This is a genomic window from Spirillospora sp. NPDC048823 (assembly GCF_043198445.1).
GTDB lineage: Bacteria > Actinomycetota > Actinomycetes > Streptosporangiales > Streptosporangiaceae > Spirillospora.
This window is the reverse complement of sequence record NZ_JBICUT010000029.1, coordinates 22,726-34,560: the sequence shown is the minus strand read 5'-3', so window position 1 is coordinate 34,560 and position 11,835 is coordinate 22,726. Positions and strand designations below refer to the sequence as shown.

At 69.0% G+C, this 11,835-nt stretch carries 12 protein-coding genes; 9 read left to right on the top strand and 3 right to left on the bottom strand.

Translation table 11 applies throughout. The annotated features are described in order from the left end of the window. Window positions 1-147: 147 nt before the first annotated feature. The 3 genes from ACGFK0_RS37160 to ACGFK0_RS37150 all read right to left on the bottom strand — a co-directional run bounded on the left by ACGFK0_RS37160 (window position 148) and on the right by ACGFK0_RS37150 (window position 3,699). A complete protein-coding gene (locus ACGFK0_RS37160; protein ID WP_392913364.1) occupies window positions 148-1,752 on the bottom strand; it encodes a class I adenylate-forming enzyme family protein in 1,605 nt (534 codons plus the stop codon). Between the two features lie 107 nt (window positions 1,753-1,859). Then, complete coding sequence (locus ACGFK0_RS37155) at window positions 1,860-3,092, bottom strand: M20 family metallopeptidase (protein WP_392913362.1); 1,233 nt, start codon at window positions 3,090-3,092, stop codon at window positions 1,860-1,862. Between the two features lie 49 nt (window positions 3,093-3,141). Next, window positions 3,142-3,699: a TetR/AcrR family transcriptional regulator gene (locus tag ACGFK0_RS37150; protein ID WP_392913360.1), complete on the bottom strand. Its 558-nt coding sequence runs from the start codon at window positions 3,697-3,699 to the stop codon at window positions 3,142-3,144. Between the two features lie 260 nt (window positions 3,700-3,959). Between ACGFK0_RS37150 and ACGFK0_RS37145 the strand changes: the two genes are divergently transcribed. From ACGFK0_RS37145 to ACGFK0_RS37105, 9 genes are all read left to right on the top strand, one after another. After that, entirely contained in the window at window positions 3,960-4,322 is a 363-nt protein-coding gene (locus ACGFK0_RS37145; RefSeq protein WP_392913358.1) for a nuclear transport factor 2 family protein, read from the top strand. 44 nt (window positions 4,323-4,366) lie between these two features. Then, window positions 4,367-4,864, top strand: a complete 498-nt coding sequence (locus ACGFK0_RS37140; RefSeq protein WP_392913356.1) for a nitroreductase family deazaflavin-dependent oxidoreductase — start codon at window positions 4,367-4,369, stop codon at window positions 4,862-4,864. A gap of 30 nt (window positions 4,865-4,894) precedes the next feature. Continuing rightward, window positions 4,895-6,334, top strand: a complete 1,440-nt coding sequence (locus tag ACGFK0_RS37135) for an amidase (protein WP_392913354.1) — start codon at window positions 4,895-4,897, stop codon at window positions 6,332-6,334. 76 nt (window positions 6,335-6,410) lie between these two features. Further along, window positions 6,411-7,301: an alpha/beta hydrolase gene (locus ACGFK0_RS37130; RefSeq protein WP_392913352.1), complete on the top strand. Its 891-nt coding sequence runs from the start codon at window positions 6,411-6,413 to the stop codon at window positions 7,299-7,301. A 61-nt stretch (window positions 7,302-7,362) separates the two neighbouring features. Then, window positions 7,363-8,547 (top strand): lipid-transfer protein, encoded by a 1,185-nt coding sequence (locus ACGFK0_RS37125; protein ID WP_392913349.1) that lies wholly within the window; start codon window positions 7,363-7,365, stop codon window positions 8,545-8,547. Window positions 8,548-8,550: 3 nt separating this feature from the next. After that, entirely contained in the window at window positions 8,551-9,009 is a 459-nt protein-coding gene (locus ACGFK0_RS37120; protein WP_392913346.1) for a MaoC family dehydratase N-terminal domain-containing protein, read from the top strand. Between the two features lie 2 nt (window positions 9,010-9,011). Next, window positions 9,012-9,410: a MaoC/PaaZ C-terminal domain-containing protein gene (locus tag ACGFK0_RS37115; protein WP_392913344.1), complete on the top strand. Its 399-nt coding sequence runs from the start codon at window positions 9,012-9,014 to the stop codon at window positions 9,408-9,410. Between the two features lie 14 nt (window positions 9,411-9,424). Beyond that, window positions 9,425-10,255 carry an SDR family NAD(P)-dependent oxidoreductase gene (locus ACGFK0_RS37110; RefSeq protein WP_392913342.1) on the top strand — a complete coding sequence of 277 codons (831 nt, stop codon included), beginning with the start codon at window positions 9,425-9,427 and terminating at the stop codon, window positions 10,253-10,255. Window position 10,256: 1 nt separating this feature from the next. Beyond that, window positions 10,257-11,834 (top strand): amidohydrolase family protein, encoded by a 1,578-nt coding sequence (locus tag ACGFK0_RS37105; RefSeq protein WP_392913340.1) that lies wholly within the window; start codon window positions 10,257-10,259, stop codon window positions 11,832-11,834. Window position 11,835 lies beyond the last annotated feature (1 nt).

Here is an 11,835-nt window from a genome sequence, read left to right as displayed (position 1 = left end):
ATGATCACACCACGCCCACCCTCAATGATCAACATGACGGACGGTCGCACACGGCCCAACCAGCAGCACAGCCCGTGAACGGCCTGAATGCTTACCAGCTCCGTTGCTGGATGCGGGCGGTGTCGTCAGGGGATTGGATTGAGGCGTTCATCGAGGGCCCTCCTCAGGCCAGTAGCTGTCCCGAATGGTGCGGCGTACCAACTTCCCTACGGGGTTCTTAGGAAGCGGCTCGGCGGAGAATTCGATCCGCTTCGGCTTTTTGATCGATCCGACCAGCTTCCGGCACCAGTCGATGAGTTCGTCGGCTTCGATGTGTTGTCCGTCGCGAAGGACGACGACGGCCGCGACCGCCTCACCCCATTTATCGTCGGGGACGCCCAGCACGGCTGCCTCCATGACGTCCGGGTGCGCGGAGAGGGCATTCTCGATCTCGGCGGGCCAGATGTTGTAGCCGCCCGAGATGATCATGTCTTCCTTGCGGTCGGCAAGGAAAAGGAATCCGTCGGCGTCCAGGTAGCCGACGTCCCGGGTCCTGACATAGCCGTCCGGTGTAATTCGCTCGGCCGTTCCGTCGGGATCGCCCCACAGTTCCGTCATGTTGCCGGGGGACAGCGCGCAGACCTCACCCAGCGCTCCCGGCGGTGCCTCTTCCCCGTTGTCGTCGATGATTTTGACGACGCTGTTGGGAGTGGGACGGCCGGCCGAACGAAGCAGACGCCGCTCCTTGTCGCTTCCTTCCAGAATGTGATGGCGCGGTTGAAGCACGGTAATGGGCATCGACTCCGACTGGCCGTAGATCTGGTACATGATGTAGCCCCAGACGGCCTGTGCCTCCTGGAGCGTCCGCTCCGTGATGGGCGCGGCGCCGTAGAAGACGGCCCTCAGCGACGACAAGTCGCGCCGCTGCGAGTCGGGATGACGGGCGATCATCTGGATCATGGTGGGCACCAGAACCGTGAACGTGCAGCTCTCGGACTCGGTGAGGGCGAGGAAGTGCCCCGGATCGAACGCCGGCATGATCACCTGGCGGGCGCCACCGGCGATGAGCGGCCAGACCAGGAGGCCGGCGGCATGGCCCATGGGTCCCGCGCACAGGTACACGTCGTCCGTATCGAGCCCCGGCATGATGAGGCGCATCTCGGCGCCCATGTCGCGCCAGGCGCGCACGGTGTGCAGGATTCCCTTGGGCCGCCCGGTCGTGCCCGCCGAGAACCGGATGATGTGGTCGTCCTCGAGGCCCACCGGAATATCGGGGGCGTCGGCCGGGAACTCGAGCAATTCCTCATAGGTGCGCATGCCAGAGCCGGCGCCGCCGTGCACGATAACGTGCTGGAGCGTCTCCACCGCGTGCGACATTTCCGACGCGGCCTGGTGGTATTTCTGTTGAACGATGAGGGCCTTCGCACCGACGAGGTTCATCGTGTAGGCATGAACATCGGCGCTGTTCTGTGCGGACATCGGGCAACGCACCAGTCCGGCGAGAGCGAGGGCGCAGATCTCCACCAGGCCGTCGAGGTGATTGTCCTCGAGCGTGGCGACCTTGTCCCCTTTGCGCAGGCCGAGACTCAAGAGCCCGTTCGCCAGGCGACAGGACCGCTCGTAGAGCTGCTTATAAGTGAGGCTCTGCCCTTCGAACGTGGCCGCGATCTTGCCGCCGTACGAGGTAGCACTCTGACGAAGAATTCCCGGAAACATCGAACGCCGCCTCTCCACCGGGATATGTCGTGGATCACGGTGCCAGGGGCGGCTCATCCGCACATCGTGCAGTCCGATGAAGCGGAGGGCTTCCGTTCGTCCAACTCGACGAGGCGTGGAGCCCGCCGGGCTCGCCGCGCGCGGGCGCGGACCTCGCCTGGACGTCAGCCGGCGCGCCCCGGGGTGAGGTGCGACAGGGCGAGACCGCTGAAGAGGGCGGCACCGTCCGCCAGGAGGCTGTCGTCGAACACCGCCTGCGGTGAGTGGTTGTACGGAGCGCTACCGGGATCCGCGCCGGGAGCGTGCGCGCCCAGGAAGACCATCGCGCCCGGCACCCGCTGCAGGACACGCGAGAAGTCCTCACTGCCCGTCAGCGGATTGGCCAAGTCTCTCCAGCGCTCGTGGCCGAACAGTTCCGCCACGCACTCGTGAGCCCGTACGGTCTCCGCGTCGTCGTTCAGTGTCGGCGGGAACAGCTGCTCGGCCACGATTTCGGCCGTCAGGCCGTGGGCGGCGGCGATTCCGCGGACCACGCGCACGCACCCTTCGAGCGCTCTCTCGCCGGCCGTCTCCGAGAAGGTCCTGACGGTCGCCTCGAACGCGCCCGACTCGGGGATGACGTTGTGCGCGGTCCCGGCGTGGATGCTCCCCACCGACAGAACGACCGGATCAAAGATGTCGAAGTTTCGCGTGACGAAGGTCTGCAGCGCCGTGACCATCTCGCACATGGCCGGGACCGGGTCGGCGGCGCTGTGCGGCGCGGAGCCGTGTCCGCCCGCCCCCACGACCGTGACCTGGAGCTTTCCGGCGGCGGCCATGAGCTGTCCCGCCCGGGCGGCGAAGATTCCGGCCGGCAGCCGCGAGGACAGCACGTGGAGCGCGTACGCCGCGGTGGGCGGGTCCGCCGCGGCGGTGAGCACCCCCTCGGCGAGCATGACGCCCGCGCCGTCGTAGCCCTCCTCACCGGGCTGGAACATGAACAGCACGTTCCCGACCAACGATTCGCGGCGCCCGGCCAACAGGTGGGCGGCCCCGACGAGCATGGCCGTGTGCAGGTCGTGCCCGCACGCGTGCATGGCCTCATTGGTGGATCCGTAGTCGAGCGGCACCTTCTCGACGACCGGAAGGGCGTCCATGTCACCGCGCAGCAGCACCGTCGGCCCGGGACGCGCGCCGCGAAGAACGGCGGTGACCGATGTGGCGGCCGTTCCCGTCGTCAGTTCGAGCGGCAGACCGTCGAGGGCTTCGAGCACCGCCTCCTGTGTGCGGGGCAGCCGAAGCCCTACCTCGGGCTCACGGTGAAGTCTCCGCCGCAGCCGTATCAACTCGTCCGAAAGCGCCGAAGCGTCCGCTACCAGGCCATCGGACAGCCCCCGTGGAGCGCGGTTCGTACCCATGCGGACCAGGTTACGGTCAGCGCTGACTGCAAGGGTGGCGGGCCGGCCCTCACCGGGCCGTTCGCAGCACCTTCTCGGCAAGCAGAGTCCACCCGGCCAGAAGCCGTTCGTCGCTGGTGGGGTTGCGCAGCACTCTCCGGGCCGCCGCGCCCCGCATGGCGTCGAGCAGGACCTCGAGAACAAAGGGGAACTGGGGATGGGAGGCCGCCGGGCCGAAGAGGCCTGCGGCCCATTCGTTGCTGGCCGCCCCGATCAGCTGTTCCTGCGGCAGGAGCACCGCTAGGAGTTCCGCCTCGTTGCGCGCGGCGAGCCACAACTCCAGCGATGCCGAGAAGAGCGGCCCCTCCAAGGTGCTCCACAGCGTCCGCACGGCCCATTCGATCCGGTCCTCGTGCGGTGCGGGCTCCGTGATCCGCTGAAGCGCGACGAGGCGCTCCCGCATGAGGTGCTCGACCGCCGCCAGGATCAGCTCCGTGCGGGACGAGAAGTGGTGGAGGAGGGCACCGCGGCTGACCCCTGCGCGCTGCTGGACCTCAAGGGTGGTCGTGCCGCCGTAGCCCTTGTCCCCGAGGGAGTCGATCGTGGCTTCCAGAAGGCGCTGGCGCATCAGCGCTGACCGCTGCTTATGCGTCGAACGCCGACGCGAGGTCTGCGCCACCCACATACCCCCATGAAGAGATCCCGTGCCTTCGGAGCGCCCGGCCAGGCTATCAGGGGCCAGAACTCCCTAGAGCGAGTCAAGGATGACCGTACTCGGCGAACGCCACCCTCCAAGCATGAGGACATCTCGGCGGAGGCTTGCAAAGTCCAAGACTAGCCAATACAGTCAGCGTTGACTCTAAATGAGGATGTGAACGAGAGGTACCGATGAACCAGGTGGACGACCTGCGGGCGATCCGAGCCGTCATCGAGAGCTACACGAAGGCATGCCAGACCGGTGATGTGGAGACTCTCGGCGCCCTCTTCCACGCCGACGCGAAGATGTACGGCTCGGTCGACGGCCGGTACGCCGAGCAGCCGATCACGCGGATGCTGGAGCGCGTCGCCGCCGCACCGACCGGCGACGGTCACCGGTGCGAGATCGTCTCCCTCCACCAGACCGGAGGCGCCGCCTCTGTGCTCTTCGCCGAGGAAGGCTTCCAGGGCCGTTCGTTCATGGACCATTTCGCGCTGACGCGCCATGAAGGCACGTGGCTGGTCGTGAGCAAGGTGTACCACCACACGGTCTGAGCCGATCAGCAGAACACGGGCGGCGCGGGATCCGGAGGACACCCATGCTCAAACAAGCCATCAAGGCCTTCAAGCAGTGGCAGTACCGCGGCGGCCGCCCGCAGCGGTGGCCCCGCATCGAGAACCGGCTGTGGGCCATCGCCTTCGCCGCGGGGATCATGCCCAGGAGAGCGGCGGCGCTCGAGCTCCGCGGCCGCAAGTCGGGCAGGCTCATCTCCTTCCCCGTGGCCATCGCCGAGTACCAGGGCGAGCGCTACCTGGTGGCCATGCTCGGCGAGAAGACGAACTGGGTGCTCAACGCACGCGCGGCGGAGGGGCGGGGAGTGCTGCGCCACGGACGCCGTGAGGAGGTGCGGCTGGTCGAGGACTTCTCCGACCGGCGCGCGGCGATCCTGCGCCGCTACCTGGAGGTGGCGCCGGGAGCCCGCCCGCACTTCCCGGTCGACCGCCGGGCGCCCGTCGAGGAGTTCGAGCACATCGTCGGCCGCTATCCGATCTTCCGCATCACTCCCGCGGCCAGCTCGCCCGCCGGCCGGGCCTGACGTGCCGTCCCGCGCGACCCCGGAGAACCGATGAGCCTCATCCACGATCTCAGCGCGACCGAGCAGGCAGAGTTGATCAAGCGGCGGGAGATCAGTCCACTCGAGCTGATGCGGCACTACCTGGACCGTATCGATCGCCATGACCGGCGGCTCGGGGCCTTCATCACGCTGACGCCCGAGCCGGCGCTGGAAGCCGCCGAACGAGCGACGGCCCGGGTCCGGGATGTGGACCCCAGGGAGTTGCCGCTCCTGTTCGGGGTGCCGACCGCCATCAAGGATCTGGTGTTCACCGCGGGCGTCCGAACGACCCTGGGGTCGGCCGCACTCGGTGATTTCGTCCCGGACGTCGACGGCCACGCCGTCGGACTACTCAAAGCCGCAGGACTGATCTCGGTCGGGAAGACCAATGTGCCCGAGTTCGGCGTTGCCTGCTACACCGCCAACGACCTGGTGCCCGACGCCAGGACACCGTGGGACGAGACTCGTTCGGCGGCGGGCTCGAGCGGTGGGGCCGCGGCGGCCGTCGCCGCCGGTCTGCTCCCCATCGCGCACGGCAGCGACGCCGGCGGGTCCATCCGGACGCCCGCCGCATCGTGCGGCCTCATCGGCTTCAAGTCCAGCCGCGGGGTGATGTCGACCGCGCCGAACCTCTCGTGGAGCGCCTTCAACTCCGAGGGGCCCCTCGCCCGGACGATGGCGGACGTCGCGGCGTTCCTCGAGATCATCACCGCGCCGTATCCGGGGGATCCGCTCAACCGGCCGCTGCGGCGCGGGTCCTACCTGGCCGCCCTGGGCCGCCCGCCGAAGCGGCTCCGCATCGCACGAACCTCGCGTCCGGGCGGCGGCGGTCCCGTCAATCCCGAGTGCGTGGCCGTATGGGAGCAGGCGAGCCGGCGGCTCGCCGATCTCGGCCACGAGATCGTCGACATCGACCCGCCCGACGGTCCGGTGTTCGAGGCGATGGTCGACGGCTTCCTCGACAGGTTCGCCGCGTCCGTCAAGATCACCGCCGACGCGCTCATCCCGGCCGGGCTCCGGGACCGGCTGCAACCGCTGTCCAGATGGCTGGTGGAAAGGGGCGAACGCGCGTCCGCGGTCGAGGTGGAGCGAGCGAACGGCGTGCACATGGCGGCGGCCGGCCGGATCCTGCTCGCGCTCGACCCGTACGACGCCCTGCTCACGCCGAGCACCGCCGACCTGCCCACACCGCTCGATTGGCTCAAGGCGGACGGCGACCCGGTGGAGTCCTACCGTCGCATCGCCTCCTGGTCGGCGTTCACACCGGCGTACAACCTGACCGGTCAGCCGGCCGTCAGCCTGCCGTTCGGGCACAGCTCCACCCAGCTGCCGATCGGTGTTCAGCTCGTCGGCCGTCGCTTCGAGGACGACCGCCTCGTGGCACTGGCGGCCCAGCTTGAGCAGACCGCGCCGTGGCGGCACCGTCACCCCGCCGTCTGGACGGAGGCCTGACCGCGGACGCGGGCCTGAACGAGCACCGTTCGAACGTCTGCGGAGTCCTTGGCATCAGCAACAGAGAAAGGTAGCCATGTCCTTGCCCCGGCACACATATCAGGTACTGCCCACCAGGCGGCTACAGGGAACCGGAACGCGCTGGCCGCACGAGGTGCATATCGCGCTTCCCCCGTCGTACGACCACTCTGACCGCAGCTACCCCGTCGTATGGGTGACGGACGCGTCCCTCGCCTTCCCCCTCGCCGTCGGCCTGCTGAACACGCTCGGCCTGGTGCAGGAGATGCCCGAGATCATCATGGTCGGTGTCGGCGTCCCCGGTGACGTCGACGCCGCCGAGTTCAGCGTGCGGCGGGTGCACGACTTCTATCCCACGCCGACCTGGGTCAACGCCGGGCCGGGCCGCGCCCTGATGGAGGCCGCCCTCACCGACGAGATCCTGTCGGGCGGCGGCGGCGCCGACGCCCTCCTGTCGTTCCTGGTCGACGAGCTGCGCCCGCAACTGGCGGCCGAGTTCCGGTTCGACGACGACCATGGCCTCGCGGGCTTCTCCGCGGGTGGCCACTTCGTCGGCTACGCACTGCTCTCACGTCCCGAGGCCTTCGGCAGGTACCTGGCCGGCAGCCCCGCGCTCAGCGGGTGCGAGGACCTGCTGTTCGCGCTGGAGGACGAGTACGCCGCAACCCACGACGACCTGGCGGCGAAGGTGTTCTTCAGCGCGGGCGAAGCGGAGCTGGCCGATACCTATATGGCCGCCGGCGACATCGTCGGATCGATGACCCGCATGACGCAGCTGCTGCGGCTGCGCGGCTATCCCTCGCTGGAACTCACCGCCCGCCTGTACCCGGGGCAGACCCACGGGTCGGCGGCACCGTACGCGTTCAGCGAAGGCCTGCGCACGCTGTACCCCGTGACTCCCCCCAGCATCGATGACCAGATCGCGGCCATCGGCGCGAACCGGTCGTGAGCCGGCGGCAAGTGAACCGATCAGCAGGCCTTCACAAGGACGGCCGAGAAAAGGAGTGGCGATGAGCCGACGTGCGTTGGTGGCGGGTGTGGGCATGGTGCCGTTCAGCACTCCGCGCAAGAGCAGGACCTATGACGTGCTCGCCGAGGACGCGGTCAGGGCGGCGCTCGCCGACGCCGGCGTCGAGTACGCGGCAGTGCAGCAGGCCTACACGGGCTATGTGTACGGCGATTCGACAAGCGGGCAGAACGCGCTCTACAGGATCGGGATGGGCGGCATCCCGATCGTCAACGTGAACAACAACTGCTCCACCGGGTCGTCGGCGCTGTATCTGGCCCGGCAGGCCGTCGAGTCCGGGTCCGCGGAGTGCGTGCTGGCCGTCGGTTTCGAGCAGATGCAGCGCGGGGCCCTCCAGGAGCAATGGGGCGACCGGCCGAGCCCGTTCGAGCGGTTCTCAGCCGTCATGGACGAGGCCCAGGGCCCGAACCCCGAAGTGCCGATCGCCATCCAGTTGTTCGGCGGCGCGGGAATGTCGTACATGGAGAAGTACGACACGAAGCCGGAGACGTTCGCCGCGGTAGCGGTGAAGGCCCGCAAGCACGCGGCGAACAACCCCTATGCCGTGTTCCGCGACGCCGTGACCCTCGAAGAGGTGATGGGCTCGCCGCAGATGTTCGGGCCGCTGACCCGGCTGCAGTGCTGTCCGCCCACCTGCGGCGCCGCCGCGGCGCTCATCGTGAGTGAGAAGTTCGCCCGCGGTCACGGGCTGCGCACCGACGTGGCGATCAAGGAGCAGGCCATGACCACGGACACGGCGGCCTCCTTCGACGGCGACATGATGGAACTCGTCGGATACGACCTGTCCAGGTCCGCCGCACGGCAGGTCTACGAGCGGTCGGGGGTCGCCCCCGAGGACATCGGCGTCGCCGAACTGCACGACTGCTTCACCGTGAACGAGGTGATCACCTACGAGGCGCTCGGGTTCACCCCGGAGGGAAGCGCGGAGAAGTTCATCGCCGATGGGGACAACACCTACGGCGGGCGGGTGGTCACCAACCCCTCGGGCGGTCTGCTGTCCAAAGGCCATCCCCTCGGCGCCACCGGTCTCGCGCAGTGCGCGGAGCTCGTCTGGCAGCTGCGCGGGCAGGCCGGCGACCGGCAGGTGGACGGCGTGACGTTGGCGTTGCAGCACAACATCGGCCTGGGCGGCGCCGCGGTCGTGACGCTCTACGAGAAGAGGAGCTGACCCGTGGACATTTCCGCCATCGGCACGGCGTTGCCGCCGGTCACGATGACGGTCGACAGCGGCAGGCTGCGGCTCTTCGCCAAGGCGACCGGCGACACGAACCCGGTGTACACGGACGTGGAGGCCGCCAGAGCCGCAGGCCATCCGGACCTGCCGGTGCCTCTCACGTTCCTGTTCGGGATCGAGATGGAGGTTCCCGAGCCCTTCGGCTGGCTGAACGAGATCAACGTCGATCTCAGCCGCGTCCTGCACGGCGAGCAGTCCTTCGTCCATCACTCGACGGCGCATGCGGGCGACACCCTCGTCGCCACACCGCGGATCACCGACATCTACCACCGCAAGGGCGGTGCCTTGACGTTCATCGCCAAGCGCACCGAGATCACCCGGGATGACGGCGGCGCGGTGGCGGATCTGGAGAACACCGTCATAGTGCGGAACCCGGGCGGGGGGCCAAACAAGTGATCATGGGACGGACCGTCCAGGTGGGCGAGGAGCTTCCTGCGCTCGGGCCCGGCCCGGTCTCGCGGGTCTCCTTGGCGCTGTTCGCCGGGGCGTCGGGCGACCACAACCCGATGCACATCGACATCGACGCGGCCCGTTCCGGCGGGCTCGACGACGTGATCGCACCCGGCATGCTGTCCATGGCGTACCTGGCCAGGCTGCTCACCGGCTGGGTTCCGCAGGAAAGGATCCTCTCGTGGCGGGCGCGGTTCACGTCCGTCACGCCGGTGCACGGCGACCCGACCTGCACCGGACGGGTCACGGCCGTCACCGACGAGGCGGCGACCATCGAACTGGCCGTCACCTTGAGCGACGGCACCCTCACTCTCATCGGCGACGCGACCGTCGCCCTCGACCAATGAAAGGCAGTGCCGACGTGGGAAAGCTTGACGGCAAGGTGGCGATCGTCTCCGGTTCCGGGCGCGGAATCGGCGCCGAGATCGCCCTGAAACTCGCCTCCGATGGCGCGGCCGTGGTGGTCAACGACCTGGACGAGGCCCCGGCGAAGGAGACCGTGGCCGCCGTGGAGGCGGCCGGCGGCAGAGCCGTCGCCTGCGTCGGCAATGTCGTCGAGGACGGTTTCGCGGACCGGTTCGTGCGGACGGCGGTGGAGTCGTTCGGCGGCCTGGACATCATCGTCAACAACGCCGGTTACACCTGGGACACCGTCATCCAGAGGATGACCGACGAACAATGGGACGCGATCATGGACGTGCACCTCAAGGCACCGTTCCGCATCCTGCGCGCCGCCCAGCCGGTCATCTCCGCCGCCGTGAAGAGCGCCGGGGAGGCCGGCGACCCGGTCCCCTGCCGCAAGGTCGTCAACATCTCCTCCGTCGCCGGGCTCGGCGGCAATGCGGGCCAGGCCAACTACGCCGCCGCCAAGGCGGGGGTCACCGGCCTGACCAAGACGCTGGCCAAGGAGTGGGGGCGCTACAACGTCACCGTCAACAGCGTGGCCTTCGGACTGATCAGGACACGGCTCACCGAGGCCCCCGCGGGCGGTGACGGGACCATCGAGGTCCAGGGCAAGGAGATCAAGGTGGGGGTCAATCCCGACCTGCTCGCCGGCATGGAGCGCATGATCCCGCTGGGCCGCGCCGGTGTCCCGCGGGACGCGGCCGGTGCCGTCTACCTGCTGTGCGTCCCCGAGTCCGACTACGTCAGCGGGCAGACCCTCGTCTGCGGCGGCGGATTCATGTTCTGACATGCACGACATAGTGCTGCGCGGCGGTACCGTCCATGACGGGTTGGGCACCGAGCCCCGGGCGGCCGATGTCGCGATCGACGGAGATCGGGTCGTGGCCATCGGCCGTGGCGTGGGCCCGGCACGCCGGGTCATCGACGTCGGCGGATCGATGGTCGCGCCCGGTTTCGTCGATGCCCACTCCCACTCCGATCTGGTTCCTCTCCTGCCCGATCCGCAGCCTTTCAAGGTGCTCCAAGGGGTGACGACCGAGATCGTGGGCAATTGCGGGTTGTCGTTCGCGCCGCTGACCGAGCGCGCCCTGCCAGAGGCCCGGGCCACGCTGAGCGAGGTTTCCGGCGGTGTGGAGCTGCGGGTGAGGACGTTCACCGGCTACCTCGACGCGATCGAGGCGGCCAAGCCCACGAACCACATGGCCGCCATGGTCGGCCACGGCATGCTGAGGATGTCCGTGGCCGGCCTGGAGCCGCGGCTCCCAGCGGGTGGCCTGGAGAAGATGACCCGCTTGGCGGACGACGCCTTCGCCGCGGGAGCGGCCGGCATGTCGAGCGGTCTCATCTACACCCCCGGCGCATACGCCGCCACGGACGAACTGGTGGCGCTGGCCACCGTGGCGCACCGCTGGGACCGTATCTACGCCACGCACATGCGCGACGAGGGCGAAGCCCTCGAAGCCGCGCTCGACGAGGCGATCGAGGTCGCGTCCCGGGCACGCGTACGCCTGCAGGTCTCTCACTGCAAGGCGGCCGGACGGGCGAGCCATGGAAAAGCACGGATGCTGCTCGACAAGCTGCATGAAGCACGCATGGCCGGAGTGGACGTGCGCGGGGACCAGTACCCGTACCTGGCCGGTGGCACCGTGCTGGCCGCGCTGCTCCCCGCCGCCGCTCAGGCCGGCGGTGTCACCGCACTGCGCAAGCGCCTGCGCGACCCGCACGAGCGGCGGCGTCTGCGCGAGCACGCGGAGGACCCCGGCGCCACCACCGGCATCGGCCTCTGGCGATCGACGACGCCGTCCGGGGTGCTCATCACCGGCCACGCGGACTCCGGGTTCGTGGGCAGGACGCTCGATCAGGTGGCCGGTGCCCGTGACCCGTGGGACGTGGCGTGCGCCATGATCGATGCCGATCCGGGCGCCTTCATGGTGATCACACTCATGAGCGAGGACGACGTCCGGAAGATCATGGTCGACCCGCTGATCGCCGTGGGGAGTGACAGCTCCGCCCCGGGCGACCACGGACATCCGCGTACCTGGGGCACGTTCCCGCGATTCCTCGGCACCTACGTCCGCGAGCTGGGCATCGTGTCCTGGCCGGAGGCCGTGCGCAAGATGACCTCCGCGACGGCGCGGCAGTTCGGCCTTGCCGGGCGCGGCTGGCTCGGACCGGGCGCGATCGCGGACATCACGGTGTTCGACCCCGAAGCCGTGGGCCATGGGGGGACCTACCAGGATCCCGCCGTCGCTCCCTCCGGTGTTCCCTATGTGGCCCTCGCCGGGCACCTGGTCGTGGACGACTCGATCTTCTGCGGCGAGCGGCACGGCCGAGTGCTCAGGGCCGGTCGTCCCGAGCCGGCCTGAG